Annotated in this window: 11 protein-coding genes; 8 read left to right on the plus strand and 3 right to left on the minus strand. The window is 68.4% G+C overall.

All coding sequences use genetic code 11. From position 1 onward, the window contains the following. Window position 1 precedes the first annotated feature (1 nt). From KF707C_RS15885 to KF707C_RS15895, 3 genes are all read left to right on the plus strand, one after another. Complete coding sequence (locus KF707C_RS15885) at window positions 2-946, plus strand: LysR family transcriptional regulator (RefSeq protein WP_051050676.1); 945 nt, start codon at window positions 2-4, stop codon at window positions 944-946. Window positions 947-1,046: 100 nt separating this feature from the next. Beyond that, window positions 1,047-1,673 (plus strand): glutathione S-transferase family protein, encoded by a 627-nt coding sequence (locus KF707C_RS15890; protein WP_004420052.1) that lies wholly within the window; start codon window positions 1,047-1,049, stop codon window positions 1,671-1,673. A gap of 54 nt (window positions 1,674-1,727) precedes the next feature. After that, window positions 1,728-3,785 (plus strand): pyridoxamine 5'-phosphate oxidase family protein, encoded by a 2,058-nt coding sequence (locus KF707C_RS15895; RefSeq protein ID WP_004420053.1) that lies wholly within the window; start codon window positions 1,728-1,730, stop codon window positions 3,783-3,785. Here KF707C_RS15895 and KF707C_RS15900 read toward each other — a convergent pair. Continuing rightward, window positions 3,782-4,753: a bile acid:sodium symporter gene (locus tag KF707C_RS15900; protein ID WP_004420055.1), complete on the minus strand. Its 972-nt coding sequence runs from the start codon at window positions 4,751-4,753 to the stop codon at window positions 3,782-3,784. The genes KF707C_RS15895 and KF707C_RS15900 overlap by 4 nt on opposite strands. A 206-nt stretch (window positions 4,754-4,959) precedes the next feature. Here KF707C_RS15900 and KF707C_RS15905 point away from each other — a divergent pair, with 206 nt between their 5' ends. After that, the gene (locus KF707C_RS15905) at window positions 4,960-5,805 is read left to right on the plus strand and encodes an alpha/beta fold hydrolase (RefSeq protein ID WP_004420058.1); all 846 of its coding nucleotides are present in this window, start codon (window positions 4,960-4,962) and stop codon (window positions 5,803-5,805) included. A gap of 117 nt (window positions 5,806-5,922) precedes the next feature. Then, a complete protein-coding gene (locus tag KF707C_RS15910; protein ID WP_004420060.1) occupies window positions 5,923-7,680 on the plus strand; it encodes a SulP family inorganic anion transporter in 1,758 nt (585 codons plus the stop codon). A gap of 95 nt (window positions 7,681-7,775) precedes the next feature. On the opposite strand, the gene gudD is transcribed toward KF707C_RS15910, so the two are convergent. Further along, window positions 7,776-9,152, minus strand: coding sequence for a glucarate dehydratase (gudD, locus tag KF707C_RS15915; protein WP_004420062.1), 1,377 nt, complete (start codon window positions 9,150-9,152; stop codon window positions 7,776-7,778). Between the two features lie 408 nt (window positions 9,153-9,560). Between gudD and KF707C_RS15920 the strand changes: the two genes are divergently transcribed. The 3 genes from KF707C_RS15920 to KF707C_RS15930 all read left to right on the plus strand — a co-directional run bounded on the left by KF707C_RS15920 (window position 9,561) and on the right by KF707C_RS15930 (window position 13,525). Further along, window positions 9,561-10,295: a FadR/GntR family transcriptional regulator gene (locus tag KF707C_RS15920; protein ID WP_004420066.1), complete on the plus strand. Its 735-nt coding sequence runs from the start codon at window positions 9,561-9,563 to the stop codon at window positions 10,293-10,295. A gap of 153 nt (window positions 10,296-10,448) precedes the next feature. After that, window positions 10,449-11,579, plus strand: a complete 1,131-nt coding sequence (locus KF707C_RS15925; protein WP_036990837.1) for an IS110 family RNA-guided transposase — start codon at window positions 10,449-10,451, stop codon at window positions 11,577-11,579. Window positions 11,580-12,181: 602 nt separating this feature from the next. Beyond that, entirely contained in the window at window positions 12,182-13,525 is a 1,344-nt protein-coding gene (locus KF707C_RS15930; protein ID WP_004420853.1) for a short-chain fatty acid transporter, read from the plus strand. Window positions 13,526-13,580: 55 nt separating this feature from the next. On the opposite strand, the gene chrA is transcribed toward KF707C_RS15930, so the two are convergent. After that, entirely contained in the window at window positions 13,581-14,780 is a 1,200-nt protein-coding gene (gene chrA, locus KF707C_RS15935; protein ID WP_004420850.1) for a chromate efflux transporter, read from the minus strand. Window positions 14,781-14,808: the final 28 nt, after the last annotated feature.

Consider the following 14,808-nt stretch of genomic DNA (forward strand, 5'->3'; position numbering starts at 1 on the left):
GATGGACCGGTTCCGCGAGATGCAAGTGTTCGACGCCGTGGCCCAGGCCGGGAGCCTGGCGGGCGGGGCCCGTGCGCTGGGCCTCTCCCAGGCGACGGTCACGCGCAGCCTCGCCGCGCTCGAAATCCGCCTGCAGACGCCCCTGCTGGTGCGCGGCCCGAGGGGGACTCGCCTCAACGCGGCCGGCGAGGTTTTCGCCGCCAGTTGCCGGCAGATCCTCCAGGAAGTGGCCGAGGCGGAGCGTTCGGCGACCGGCCTGCACGCCCATCCCAGCGGGCAGCTCCGAGTATCGGTACCGAGGCTGATGGCCCGGCAGGTGCTCACGCCCATCGTCCTGGACTACCTGGCCCAGTTTCCCGAGGTCCAATTGAGCGTCCAGCTCCGGGATGACACGCCCCGACTGCTGGAAGAGGGTATCGACGTCGCCCTCGTCACCGGCCAGATTCCCGACTCCTCGGCGTTCGCCCTGCCCGTGGGGATAGTGCGCCCCATCCTCTGCGCCGCCCCGCGCTACCTCGATCTGCGGGGACGACCGCAGACGCCCGAAGCGCTTCGAGACCACTCGATCATCGAGTCGAACGCCCACCTGGCCCGGACGGAATGGCGCTTCCTCTGCGACGGTGCGGCGCGGACGATCCGGCTGGCCCCCCGTCTCACCTGCAGCACCCGATCCGCCGCCCTTCGCGCCGCCCTCCTCGGGCTGGGGCTGACCCGCTGCATGAGCCACGAGGTGCACGCGGAACTCCAGGACGGCCGGCTCGAAACGGTGCTGGAACACTGCGCGGCCCCGGGCCTGGCCGTCCAGTTGCACTACCGGGAAGGTCAGAGGGCCGCCGCCCGGGTGCGCACCTTCCTCGACTTCGCCCTGCCGCGCCTGCGGGCCCACCCCGCCCTGCGCGGCCGAATTATTCCGAATTCCGAAATGATGGATTGTCCCGCCTGGTGATTCCGCTGAAAAAAGCGGAGGCGCAAGATGCCTCCACTGGCGCGAGCCCCTTCGAGGCGCCCTCGCCGCCGAATCCTCCAACCGTCGCGGAGTCACCAGCATGCCCAACGCCATCACGCTCTATCGTCATCCCCTGTCAGGCCACGCCCACCGCGTCGAGCTGATGCTCTCGCTGCTGGGCCTGCCCATCGAACGGGTGTTCGTCGACCTCGCCAAGGGCGAACACAAGCAGCCCGAATTCCTCGCCCTCAACCGCTTCGGACAGATTCCGGTGATCGATGACAACGGCACCCTGGTCAGCGACTCCAACGCCATCCTGGTGTACCTGGCCAAGCGCTACGGCACCCCGGACTGGCTGCCGGAAGACCCGGTCGGTGCGGCGGCCGTGCAGCGCTGGCTGTCCATCGCCGCGGGCCCGGTGGCCTTCGGTCCGGCGGCGGCGCGCCTGGTGACCGTTTTCGCTGCGCCCTTCAATCCCGAGGAGGTCATCGCCCGGGCCCATGCGCTGTTCAGGGTGATGGAGGAAGAACTGGCGGAGAGGCCGTTCCTCGCCGGAGACCGGGCGACCATCGCCGATGTCGCCAACTACAGCTACATCGCCCACTCGCCGGAGGGCAACGTGTCCCTCGAGGACTACCCGAACCTGCGCGCCTGGCTCGCCCGGGTCGAGGCACTGCCGGGCTTCGTGCCCATGCCGCGCACCGCGATCGGCCTGCAGGCCGGCTGAACCGGTCCGCCCGCTGCCGGCCCCTCCGGCAGCCTTCCCAGGAGGTGACCCGCCATGAACCACCTGCCCAAACACCGCCCCTCGCCCTGGCACGCCGGCGAGAAGGCGCTCCAGGAGCGCTTAGGTGTCGCCGAACGGATGGACGTCCTCGGCCGGAAAGTCATTCGCGACTACATGCCGGACCAGCATCGGGACTTCTACCACCAGCTGCCGTTCATGATCGTCGGCGCGGTGGACGGCCAGGGCCGCCCCTGGGCCTCGCTGATCGAAGGCCCGGAAGGCTTCGTCACCTCGCCCGCCCCCCGCTGCCTGGTGATCGACGCCAGCCTCGACCCGCAGGACCCGGTCACGTCCGGCCTGCAACCCGGAGGAGCCCTCGGCCTGCTGGGCATCGAGCTGCACACGCGGCGGCGCAATCGCATCAACGGCATCGTTCAGCGGGTCGACGGCGATCGCCTCGAGATCGCGGTCGAGCACAGCTTTGGCAATTGCCCGCAGTACATCCAGCGGCGCGGCTACAGCCGCGACGAATCGCGACGCCGGAGCGCCGCCCCACGGGAGGACGGCACTGCGCTGGACGAGCGCCTGGCGACGCTGATCCGCCAGGCCGACACCTTCTTCGTCGCCAGCTATGTCGAGCATGAGGATGGCCAGCGGTCGGTGGACGTGTCCCATCGCGGGGGCCGCAGCGGCTTCATCAAGGTGGATGGCAATCGCCTGACCATCCCGGACTACGCCGGCAACCTGCACTTCAACACCCTGGGCAACCTCCAGGCCAATCCGGTGGCCGGCCTGCTGTTCGTCGATTTCGACAGCGGCGACCTGCTGCAACTGAGCGGGCGCACCGAACTGCTGTTCGACAGCCCGCTGCGGGACGCCTTCGAAGGGGCCGAACGCCTCTGGACCCTCGACGTGGATCGCGTGGTCGTTCGCCGCCGCGCCCTGGCCCTGCGCTGGGACTTCGAGGAATTCGCCCCCACCAGCCTGATGACCGGCACCTGGCAGGAGGCCGAAGAGACACTGCGCCAGCGCGAGCAGCGCCGGCAGTGGCAACGCTGGCGGGTGCTGCGCCTGGAGCGGGAAAGCCAGGACATCCGCTCCGTCTACCTCGAGCCGCTGGACGGCGCGCCCGTCGCCTTCCTCCCCGGACAGCACGTGCCCGTGCGGATTCCGGCAAGCGGCGACGGACCCCTGATCCGAACCTACAGCCTGTCCAGCGCACCCTCGGACCCGACCTTGCGCATCAGCGTCAAGGCGCAGGGCCGGGCCTCGAAGTGGCTGCATGAACAGCTGCGGGTGGGAGACCTGCTGGAAGTCCGGCAGCCGATGGGCGGGTTCACCCTGGCCGACGACAGCCATCGCCCGGTGGTGCTGATCGGCGCGGGCGTCGGCATCACGCCCCTGCTGTCGATGCTCAGGGAGCGGATCGCCGACAACCGGCGCTCGGGCCGGTCAAGGCCGGTTCACCTGTTCCAGGCGGCTCGCACCCTGGAGGAGCTGCCTTTCCGCCGGGAGATCGAAGCCCTGCGCCTTCAGGCGCCGGACCAGTTGCAGGTCCAGCGCGCGCTGAGCCAACCCGGCGAGGACGCCATCCTGGGACGCGACCATGAGCGAAACGGCCGGATCGATGTGCAGTGGATCAAGTCGCGCCTGCCACTGGACAACTATGACTTCTACCTGTGCGGCCCGGCGGGCTTCATCCAGTCGATCTACGACGGCCTGCGCGAGCTCGATATCGGCGACGACCGCATTCACGCCGAGGCCTTCGGCCCCTCGTCCCTGAAACGCCGGGGTGACACGCCAAAGCCCGCCTTCACCCAGCCGCCCGCAGCGAGCGCGCCCGTGCCGGTGTACTTCTCCGCCTCCTCCAGGGAAGCACGCTGGACGCCGGAGGACGGCAGCCTGCTGGACCTGGCGGAAGGTCGCGGGCTCTCGCCGGACTTCAGTTGCCGAGGCGGCACCTGCGGGACCTGCAAGACCCGCGTGATCAGCGGCCAGGTGCATTACCCGAATCCACCGGAAGGCCCGCTGGAGCCCGGCACGGCGCTGATCTGCTGTGCCGTTCCGGCGGCCGTCGAGGGTGCGGTTCAACCTCTGGTGCTGGAGCTTTAGGCGGCCGACCGCCCCCGGCCCACCAGGGCCGGAATGGCGCGGATGTAGATCAGCTCCCCCACCAGTTCCACCAGGGTCTGGGTGATCACCGCGGCGGCGGCCAGGCCGCGGATGTCCTCGGGCAGGGCCAGGGCCAGGGGCAGCACCACCAGGGAGTTGCGCGTCGAGGCGCTGAAGGTCACGGCCCGCGCCGGACCCGCCGGCAGCTTGAACAGCCGGGCGGCCAGGGCGCCCAGCGGCGGCGCCAGGAGCAGGAAGCCCAGGTAAACCGGCACCACCGGCAGCAACCGCTCCAGATCGGCCACCACGGCGGCGATCTGCGAGCCGACCACCACCACCAGCACCAGGGCCATCGCCGGCACCGGCAGCCAGGCCCAGAGCGCCGTCCATCTCGACACCAGGGCGGAGCGACCGGCCAGGGACTCCGTCAGCAGGGCCAGGACCAGCGGCGCCACGATCAGGGCGAGGAAGGCCTCCACGAAAGGCCCGGCGGCGACCACCACACCGCTCGCGCCACCGAGCATCAGGCCGAGATAGAGGGGCAGCAGCACCATCTGCAGCAGGAGCAGGATGGGCGTGGCCGCCAGCATCAGCCGGGAGTCGCCCTTGCCGAGATGGGTGAAGACCACCACATAGTCGATGCAGGGCGTGAGCAGCACCAGCAGCGCCCCGGCCAGGATCGCCGGCTGGTCCGACAGCGTCCGGGTCAGGCCCCAGACCAGCAGCGGCACCAGCACGAAGTTGGCCAGCAGCAGGGCCGCCACGAAGGGCCTGCTGGCCAGGCCCTCGCGCAGGTGCAGGAAGGGAATCTGCAGGAACATGGCGTACATCAGCACCGCGATGGCCGGTGTCACCCAGGGCTCCAGCCCTGCGCCGGCCGAGGGCAGCGCAAGCCCCAGCAGCGCGGCGAGGATGACCGCCAGGAAATAGATCGGAATCTGATGACGCTCCAGGCTGTCGCGACTCACCTACCCTTCCCTCCCGCAAAAAGCGCCAACGTTACTCAGCGCCGTGCTCGACGGCGAGCTTTTTTCAGCCTCGAGCATTCCCGTGGCACACCGCCCGGATCGACCTTTCCAGATCTCACCGCGAGTCGCGCGACATGGCAAAACCCCGACCGCTGGGCTACTGCTGAAAGGTCATCCTCATCCACAGGCTCCGGAGCCTTGCCACCATGCCCTCGATCCACGCCGCCTCCCAGGCACCCAACCAGTTCGTCGATGTCGCGGGCCGCCGCCTCGCCTACCGAGTGCTCGGCGAAGGCGTCCCCATGGTCCTCTGCCTGCGATTCCGGGGCGTCATGGACGACTGGGACCCGGCCTTTCTCGATGGGCTCGCCGAGCAGGGCTTCCGGGTGCATCTGTTCGACTACAGCGGCCTGGGCCACTCCAGCGGTCAGCCCACCTACGATCCGGCCTCCCTGGCCAGGGATACCCTCGACCTGATCGGCGCGCTGGAGCTGGACAAGGTGGTGCTCTGTGGCTGGTCCATCGGCGGGGTCGCCGCCCAGTTGGTGCATCTGCAGGCGCCGCAACTTCTCAGCCATCTGGTCCTGATCGGCACGACACCTCCCGGGCAACTGGTGAAGACCGCCGAACCGCTCTTCTACGAGCTGGCCGCCCGGGAGAACGACTTCGAGGATTTCGTGCACCTGTTCTTCGAACCCGCCTCCGACGCCAGCCGCGACGCGGCGGCACGTTCGGCGGCACGCATCGCCGAGCGGACGGACGGCCGCTGCACGCCGGTCCCCCACGCCTGGGCGGCGGCGTTTCTGGGAGAGGGCCCACGCAATCCGGCCTTCCCGCTGGATATCGCCCTCGACGCCCTGAAACGCACCACCATCCCCATACTCCATATCGGTGGAGATCACGACATCATCTTCCCGGTGGAGAACTGGTACGCCCTCAACCGCAGCCTGCCGACGCTGACCTTGCTGACCTATCCCAGCGCCGGTCATGGCCCGCAACTGCAACATCCCGAGGCCAGCGCACGCCATATCGCGGCGTTCGTGAAGGGTTGAGCCCTGGGCACCCGACCCTGGCCTCTCGCTCGCAACCATCGTGAAGGGCGTTGGCGCCGGCTCGGAAACAGCGCCTGAAGCCAGGGATGCCCTTCTCCCCTTTGGCAGGAGCCACAGATGAACGACGACGCGCCCAAGCCTTCCGGGCGGCAGCCGCAGCTTCTTCGTCCCACCCCGGACGGCTGGGTGCGCTGGTTGCCCGGCCTCGGGTTGCTGCGCAACTACCAACCCGCCTGGTTCCCCAAGGACCTGGCGGCGGGATTGGTCCTGATCACCATGCTGGTTCCCGTGGGTATCGCCTACGCGGAAGCCTCCGGCGTACCGGGGATCTATGGCCTGTACGCCACCATAGTCCCCCTGCTCGCCTACGCCCTCTTCGGCCCCAGCCGCATCCTGGTGCTCGGCCCCGACTCGGCCCTGGTCGCCATCATCCTCGCGGTCGTGCTCCCGCTTTCCGGCGGCGACCCCCTGCGCGCCATCACGCTCGCCAGTGCCATGGCGCTGGTCTCTGGACTGATCTGCATCGCCGCCGGCCTGATGCGCCTGGGATTCATCACCGAGCTGCTGTCCAAGCCCATTCGCTACGGCTACATGAATGGCATCGCGCTCACCGTGCTGATCAGCCAGACCCCCAAGCTCTTCGGCATCTCCCAGGAAAGCCACGGCCCCCTGCGCGACGTGCTGCAACTCGGCCAGTCGCTGCTGGCGGGGCAGGCCAACTGGGCGGCCTTTGCCCTGGGGGCGGGAACCCTGGCGGTGATCCTCCTGCTCAAGCGCTTCCAGCGCGTGCCGGGAATCCTGATCGCGGTGGTGGCGGCGACCCTGGCGGTGGCACTCCTCGGGCTGGACCAGTCCCACGGACTCAAGGTGCTGGGCTCCCTACCCCAGGGACTGCCCGGATTCGTGCTGCCCCTGATCGCCCCCAGCGACCTGCTCACCGTCCTGATCGGCGGCAGCGCGGTGGCCCTGGTCTCCTTCGCCGATACCAGCGTGCTGTCGCGAACCTATGCCGCGAAGACCGGCACGGCCGTCGACCCCAACCAGGAGATGGTCGGCCTCGGCCTCGCCAACCTGTCCACCGGGCTGTTCCAGGGCATTCCGATCAGCAGCAGTTCGTCGCGCACCCCCGTGGCCGAAGCGGCAGGCTCGCGCACTCAACTGACCGGCGTAATCGGTGCCCTGGGCGTTGCCCTGCTGCTGTTGTTCGCCCCGGACCTGCTCCAGCACCTGCCCAACAGCGCCCTGGCGGCGGTCGTGATCGCCTCGGCGATCGGTCTGTTCGAGTTCAAGGACCTGCGGCGCATATACCGCATCCAGCAATGGGAGTTCTGGCTGTCCATCACCTGCTTCGTCGGCGTCGCCGTTCTCGGTGCGGTGCCGGGTATCGGCCTGGCGGTGGTCATCGCCGTCATCGAATTCCTCTGGGATGGCTGGCGTCCGCACTTCGCGGTGCTCGGCAGGGTCGACGGCATCCGGGGCTTCCATGACATCTCACGCTATCCCCACGCCCGACTCGTGCCCGGTCTGGTGCTGTTCCGCTGGGATGCACCCTTGTTCTTCGCCAACGCGGAGCTGTTCCAGAACTCCGTGCTGGAGGCCATCAGCCAGTCACCCACCGAGGTACGGCGGGTGGTGATCGCCGCGGAACCGGTCACCAGCGTGGACGTCACCTCGGCGGACATGCTCATCGAGCTGGAACGAACCCTGGGCGGCGCGGGCATCGAGCTGCGCTTCGCGGAAGTGAAGGATCCCGTGAAGGACAAGCTCCACCGCCTGGAAGTGCTGGCAAACATTGGCGATGACGTGTTCCAGCCGACGGTCGGAGCCGCAGTGGATGCCTATCTCGATGAGCACGGCGTGGACTGGACGCCCTGAGGGATGGCCAGCCCGCCCTTCATTGCCTGATGTCCGGGACGCTGCCGCACGGACGGGCAAGACCGGGGAGGCCCGCGCGTGCCTCCCCTGGGCACTCAGCGCACCAGGCAGGGGCGCTTGGGGTTGAAGCTCCAGCCGGGAACCAGGTACTGCATGGCCAGGGCGTCGTCGCGGGCCCCGAGCCCCTTGGCCCGGTACAGCGCGTGGGCACGGGCCAGCTGGTCCTCGTCCAGTTCCACGCCCAGGCCCGGGCGCTCCGGCACCCGCACATGGCCGTCGACGATGCGCAGCGGCTCACGGGTCAGGCGCTGGCCGTCCTGCCAGATCCAGTGGGTGTCGATGGCGGTGATCTCACCCGGGGCGGCGGCCGCCACCTGGGTGAACATGGCCAGGGAAATGTCGAAGTGGTTGTTGGAGTGGGAGCCCCAGGTCAGGCCCCAGTCGTGGCACAGCTGCGCCACCCGCACCGAACCCTGCAAGGTCCAGAAATGCGGGTCGGCCAAGGGAATGTCCACCGATTGCAGGGAAATGGCATGGCCCATCTGGCGCCAGTCGGTGGCGATCATGTTGGTGGCGGTGGGCAGGCCCGTGGCGCGGCGGAACTCGGTCATCACCTCGCGGCCGGAGTAGCCGTTCTCGGCACCGCAAGGGTCCTCGGCGTAGGCCAGCACGGCGTGCTGGTCGCGGCACAGGGCGATGGCCTCCTTCAGCGACCAGGCGCCGTTGGGGTCCAGGGTGATGCGGGCGTCGGGGAAGCGCTCGGCCAGGGCGGTGACCGCCTCGATCTCCGCTTCGCCCCGCAGCACGCCGCCCTTCAGCTTGAAGTCACGGAAGCCGTAGCGGGCCTCGGCCGCCTCCGCGAGGCGCACCACCGCCTCGGGCGTCAGGGCCTCTTCGTTGCGAACGCGGAACCAGGCGTCGTCGGCGTCGGGCTCGCTGCGGTAGCCGAGGTCGGTGCGACCACGGTCGCCGATATAGAAGAGGTAGCCCAGCATCTTCACCGCGTCCCGCTGCTGCCCCTCTCCCAACAGCGCCGCCATGGGCACGCCCAGGTGCTGGCCCAGCAGGTCGAGCAGGGCCGACTCCATGGCGGTGACCGCGTGGACGGCGATGCGCAGGTCGAAGGTCTGCTGGCCACGGCCACCGGCATCGCGACCGGCGAAGGCCTGGCGCATGGCGTTGAGCACGCGCTGGTAGTGGCCGATGGGCTGGCCGACCACCAGGCCACGGGCATCTTCCAGGGTCTGGCGGATGGCCTCGCCGCCGGGGACCTCGCCCACCCCGGTGTTGCCGGCGCTGTCGCGCAGCACCACCACGTTGCGGGTGAAGTACGGGCCGTGGGCGCCGCTGAGGTTGAGCAGCATGCTGTCCTCCCCGGCCACCGGCACGACCCGCAGGTCGGTCACCACCGGCGTACCGGAATGGCCCTGGCGCGGGGTGTCGAGGGATTCGGGCGCAGTGCGGGTATTCATGGATTCGTTCCTCTGGATTCTGTGGGCAGGGCCCAGGGCCGATTGCGACTCGGGATCCGTCCCGGAGACACCCGTTGGGCGGCCCCGGACGAAGACCATGACGATGGCGGCCAGGATGCGTGTTGTTATGGAGTGTCTGCCGCATTGGTTGTCAGACATGCCGAGGGCGATCATAGGAATAGAGAAGTTGTCCGACAACAGCCCATCCGCTTCAAAACAAGCGCTAGAAACCTCGTTAAGCCAATAATTCGCTGCTATTCCTATAATCAAACCCTTGTTTTCTGGCATAGAGCGCAACGAACAATCGTTTGAAAATAGCGATAAATATCAGCTTGTCGTACAAGAACGACTGCTAGACTCCTCGCCACGCGCGCCTACTTGTCTGACATCGCCACCCACGGAGCCGAGATGAACGCTGCGGAATCCCCTGCCGCCCCACCACGCAAGCCGCGAGGCCACAGCCGCGCCCACGACCTGGTCACGGACCTCACCCAGCGCATCCTGCTGGGCAAGTTCCGGCCAGGCGACAAGCTGCCATCGGAAAACACCCTGGTCCGGGAGCATGGCGTCAGCCGCACCCTGGTCAGGGAAGCGCTTTCCAAGCTGCAGGCCGCCGGCCTGGTGGAAGCCCGTCACGGGGTCGGCACCTTCGTGCTGGAACGACAGCCCCGGGAAGGGCTGCGGGTGGGCGTGGAAAGCGCCGCCAGCGTGCGCGACCTCCTCGAACTGCGCATCGGCCTGGAAAGCCAGGCGGCCGCCCTGGCGGCACGGCGCCGGACGGACGAGCAACTGGTACGGATGCGCCAGGCCCTGGACGACTACCAGGACCTGGCCGCCGCCGGCGACAGCGTCATCGAGCCCGATCGCCGCTTCCACCTGCTCATCGCCGAAGCCACGGGAAACCTCTATTTCACCGAGATCCTCAACCAGCTCGGCAACGCCCTGATCCCACGCAACCGCATGGCCCCGGAGGAGCGCTCGGGTGCCAACCTGGCCCGCCACGCGTACCTGGCCAACCTCGAACACGAGGCGATCCTCAACGCCATCCGCCGCCAGGACCCGGACGCCGCCCGGGCAGCCATCTGCCTGCACCTTTCCAACAGCCGCGATCGCCTGCTGCCGGACAAGGGCGAAGAAGACTGAGCCCCTTCGCGGGCGAGCCCGCTCCTACAACCGTCCGGCGCAGGCCCAGACCTCGTAGACATCATGGATTGACCTGCCCCACCTCGAAAGCGCGGGTTATGTTTTCGGGGTGGAAACACCTCCAACACAGAGCCGCATCGAGGGGGACAGGTCATGAACGAGTTTAACCAGGTCTATGTAGGTTTGGACGTTCACCAGGCGACGATTGCTGTCGCGGTGGCACGGCCGGGGCGCGGTGAGCCGGACTATCACGGCACCATCGAGAACCGCGACAGCGCGCTGCGCAAACTGCTCAAGCAGCTGAGCCGGCAGGGCGAGGCGTTGAGCTTCTGCTACGAGGCCGGCCCCTGCGGCTACGGCCTTTACCGTGAGCTGACAGCGCTGGGCCATGGTTGCGTGGTGGTGGCGCCCTCGCTGATTCCGCGCAAGGCGGGCGAGCGGTTGAAAACCGACCGTCGGGACGCCCTGATGTTGGCGCGCCTGCATCGGGCGGGCGAGCTGACGGCGGTGTGGGTGCCGGATCAGGAGCAGGAAGCGATCCGCGACTTGACGCGCGCCCGGGAGGACATGAAGTCCCTGGAACTGAAGTGCCGGCAACGCCTGGGCGCGTTCTTGCTGCGTCATGGGCACGTCTATGCCGGTAAAAGTCGCTGGACCCAGGCCCATTTCCACTGGTTGGCGAGCGTGAAACTTGACTCGCCGGTGCAGCAGATCGTCCTGCAGGAGTACCTCGACACCGTTAAATCGATGCAACGGCGGGTGGCCGATCTGGAAGCGCAAATGCACGAAGCGCTGGCCGGCTGGTCGCTGGGTACGGTGGCGCAAGCCCTGATGGCGTTGCGCGGGGTGAGCCTGATCACGGCGATGACGGTGTTGGCGGAGTTGGGCGACCTCAGTCGCTTCGACTCGCCGCGCGAGCTGATGGCCTACCTGGGACTGGTTCCCAGCGAGCACTCCAGCGGTGGCTCACGCCGCCAGGGCCGCATTACCCGCACGGGCAATGGCCATGTCCGGCGGGTGCTGGTGGAAGCGGGGTGGAACTACCGTTTCCCGGCACGCAAGACACGCGTCATCGAGGCGCGCGCGGCGAAAACCTCGGCGGTGGTTCAGGCCATCGCCTGGCACGCGCAGAAGCGCTTGTGCGGTCGTTATCGAGCGCTGCTGGCGGCGGGCAAGCTCAAGCAGCAGGTCACCACCGCCATCGCCCGGGAGCTGGCGGGATTCATCTGGGCCATCGCCTGCGCGGTGGCGGGCAAGGCACACGGCAGTAAGGCCGTGGCATGAACCCGCAGCAGTGGCTTCGGTTCAGGGGGTGGAGGGCCGGTGAGGAGAACCCCTGGCGCTCCTATGTGGCGTCCTCTGCGAGGAGGACAGACCCACGACCGTAGAGAAGGGCAGCTCCGCGACGAAGTGAAGTCAGGTCGGTAACCAACCCACGTATATCAGAGTGATCCACCGTCGCCTAATCGCCCTCCACCCCCTGAACCGAAGCCACTGGCGGAGAAGAACAAAACGAAAGAATAGACCCAGAGTTGACAGGTCAATCCATATCAGGAGCCGGCTTGCCGGCGAACAGAACAGCCGCCCTTCGCGGGCAAGCCCGCTCCTACAACCGTCCGGCTTGCCGGCGAATGATCGCGACCGATTGATTTACAACTCAAATCAATCACCAAGAAAAACAAAATTAAAAAATCAGGTAGCGCCATCGAAGCTAGTCGGTCCGCCAGGCATTCCCCCTCCAGACCGCGATCCAGAGCGGTCTGGAAGGAAGGGCCGGCGAACCCGGTTGCCGGACCGGGTCGCCAGGGTGCCTCACCCGCCCGCAAGATCGCCTGGCGACAAGGGCTATAGCCCGCCCACACAAACACAAGAACGAGGCGTCATTCATGTTCAACACACTCACAAGCCTGAGCGTGAGCCTGGTACAGCGCTACCTGCCCTCACCCTTCGTGTTCTCCGCCCTGCTCACCCTGGCCGTGCTGCTGGCCGGCATCTTCTCCACCGATCAGGCCCTGCCGGCGATGGTCCAGCACTGGAGCACCGGCTTCTGGACGCTGCTCGCCTTTTCCATGCAGATGGCGCTGATCTTCGTCACCGGCCATGCCCTGGCCTGCGCCCCCGTGGTCAACCGTCAGCTGGATCGGCTCGCCGGCCTCGCACGCACGCCGGGCCAGGCGGTGCTGATGGTCACCCTGGTGGCCCTGGCCGGCTGCTGGATCAACTGGGGCTTCGGCCTGGTGATCGGCGCCGTGTTCGCCCGCGCCCTGGCACGCCAGGTCAAGGGAGTCGACTACTCGTTGCTGGTGGCCTCGGCCTATTCCGGATTCCTCATCTGGCACGGCGGGCTGTCCGGCTCCATCCCCCTGTCCCTCGCCACCGGCGGCCCGGATGTGGCGCGCATCACCGCCAATGTGATCACCCAGCCCATCGGTATCACCGAGACCCTGTTCAGCCCGCTGAACCTGACCATAGTCGCGCTGCTGGTGGTTGGCCTGCCCCTGCTCAACCGCGCCATGCATCCGCGCCAGGGCGCCAAGGTGGCGGACCCGGCCAAGCTGGTGGAAGCCCGCAGCGAGCTGCCCTCGCGCAGCACCCCGGCCCAGCGCCTGGATGACAGCCGCATCCTCGGCCTGGCCCTGGTGGCCATGGCCGCCGTGTACCTGTTCAGCCACTTCAGCACCAAGGGCTTCGCCCTGGGCCTGGACGTGGTGATCGCGATCTTCCTCTTCTGCGGCCTGCTGCTGCACGGAACCCCGGAGCGCTACATGCGCGCGGTGGACGAGAGCGTGCGCGGCATCGGCGGCATCGTCCTGCTGTTCCCCTTCTACGCCGGCATCATGGGCATGATGATGGGCGCCAACGCCGATGGCGTATCCCTGGGCCGCCAGATCACCGAGACCTTCATCTCCTGGTCCTCCGCCGACACCTTCCCGCTGCTGGCCTTCCTCAGCGCTGGCGTGGTGAACGTCTTCGTACCCTCCGGCGGCGGCCAGTGGGCGGTCCAGGGGCCGATCATGCTGCCGGCGGCCCAGGCGCTGGGCGTCTCGCCGACCGTCACCGCCATGGCCATCGCCTGGGGCGACGCCTGGACCAACATGATCCAGCCCTTCTGGGCCCTGCCCCTGCTGGGCATCGTCGGCCTGGGCGCCCGCGACATCATGGGCTACTGCCTGATCATGCTGCTGTACTCCGGCGTGGTGATCGCCGGCACCTTCTACTTCCTCGGCTGAAACACGCCAGGCGCGGCCAGCGCCCCCGCCCTCCGGGAGAGGGCGGGACAGCGCCTCAGGCGCCCATCAGCCCGCCCGCTGCGGCACAGGCCAGCACCACCAGCCAGGGCGGCAGCTTCCAGACCTGCAGCGCCACCAGCGCCGCCAGGGCCAGGGCGAAGTCCCCGGCACCGGCGATGGCGCTGGTCCACACCGGCTGGTACAAGGCTGCCAGCAGCACGCCCACCACGGCGGCGTTCACCCCCATCAAGGCGGCGCGGGCGCGGCGTCCGGTGCGCAGCCGCTCCCAGAACGGCAAGGCGCCGGCCACCAGCAGGAAGGACGGCGCGAACACCGCCATCAGGCAGAGCAGGCCGCCGCTCCAGCCAGTGGGAGCGCTGTTCATGGACGCGCCGAGGAAGGCCGAGAAGGTGAACAGGGGCCCCGGCACGGCTTGGGCGGCACCGTAGCCCGCGAGGAAGGCGTCGTTGTCCACCAGCCCAGCGGGCACCACTTCCGCCTGCAGCAACGGCAGCACCACATGACCGCCGCCGAACACCAGCGCACCCGCCCGGTAGAAGGCATCCACCAGCCCCAGCGAGGGGCTCGGGAACGCCGCGGCCAGCAGCGGCAACCCCAGCAGCAGCGCGAAGAACAGCGCCAGCCAGGCGCTTCCCGACCGTCGCCCGATGCCGATGGGCAGTGCCTCATGGGCCTCCGCCTCGGCCGGGCGGAACAGCGCCAGCCCGGCCATGCCGGCCAGCAGGATCACGCCCACCTGCGCCCAGGCCGAAGGGATCAGCAACACCAGGCAGGCCGACACCAGCATCAGGCTGATGCGCGGCCCATCCGGGCACAGGGTGCGCGCCATGCCCCACACGGCCTGGGCCACTACCGCCACGGCCACCACCTTGAGGCCGTGCAACGCGCCGGCCGGCAGCCACTCGCCGTAGTGGGCGATGCCGAGGGCGAACAGGATCAGCAGCACGGCCGACGGCAGGGTGAAACCGGCCCAGGCGGCGAAGGCTCCGGCATACCCCGCGCGGGACAGGCCCAGGGCCATGCCCACCTGGCTGCTGGCCGGTCCCGGCAGGAACTGGCACAGGGCTACCAGGTCGGCGTAGCTGCTTTCCCTGAGCCAGCGCCGCCTCGCCACGAACTCCTCGCGGAAGTAGCCCAGGTGCGCCACGGGCCCACCGAAGGAGGTCAGGCCCAGGCGCAGGAAGATGAGAAAAACGGCCCAGGGGGATCGAGCCGGGTCGGGCGTCTCGGTCACGTGGTGATTCCTTGCACGAGTGGAGGGA

This window comes from Pseudomonas furukawaii (assembly GCF_002355475.1).
GTDB lineage: Bacteria > Pseudomonadota > Gammaproteobacteria > Pseudomonadales > Pseudomonadaceae > Metapseudomonas > Metapseudomonas furukawaii.

What these genes read in the sequence shown, in the direction of transcription:
- KF707C_RS15885 (WP_051050676.1), top strand. Translation starts at nt 2, where the DNA reads ATGGACCGGTTCCGCGAGATGCAAGTGTTCGACGCCGTGGCCCAGGCC.
- KF707C_RS15890 (WP_004420052.1), top strand. Translation starts at nt 1,047, where the DNA reads ATGCCCAACGCCATCACGCTCTATCGTCATCCCCTGTCAGGCCACGCC.
- KF707C_RS15895 (WP_004420053.1), top strand. Translation starts at nt 1,728, where the DNA reads ATGAACCACCTGCCCAAACACCGCCCCTCGCCCTGGCACGCCGGCGAG.
- KF707C_RS15905 (WP_004420058.1), top strand. Translation starts at nt 4,960, where the DNA reads ATGCCCTCGATCCACGCCGCCTCCCAGGCACCCAACCAGTTCGTCGAT.
- KF707C_RS15910 (WP_004420060.1), top strand. Translation starts at nt 5,923, where the DNA reads ATGAACGACGACGCGCCCAAGCCTTCCGGGCGGCAGCCGCAGCTTCTT.
- gudD (WP_004420062.1), bottom strand. Translation starts at nt 9,152, where the DNA reads ATGAATACCCGCACTGCGCCCGAATCCCTCGACACCCCGCGCCAGGGC.
- KF707C_RS15920 (WP_004420066.1), top strand. Translation starts at nt 9,561, where the DNA reads ATGAACGCTGCGGAATCCCCTGCCGCCCCACCACGCAAGCCGCGAGGC.
- KF707C_RS15925 (WP_036990837.1), top strand. Translation starts at nt 10,449, where the DNA reads ATGAACGAGTTTAACCAGGTCTATGTAGGTTTGGACGTTCACCAGGCG.
- KF707C_RS15930 (WP_004420853.1), top strand. Translation starts at nt 12,182, where the DNA reads ATGTTCAACACACTCACAAGCCTGAGCGTGAGCCTGGTACAGCGCTAC.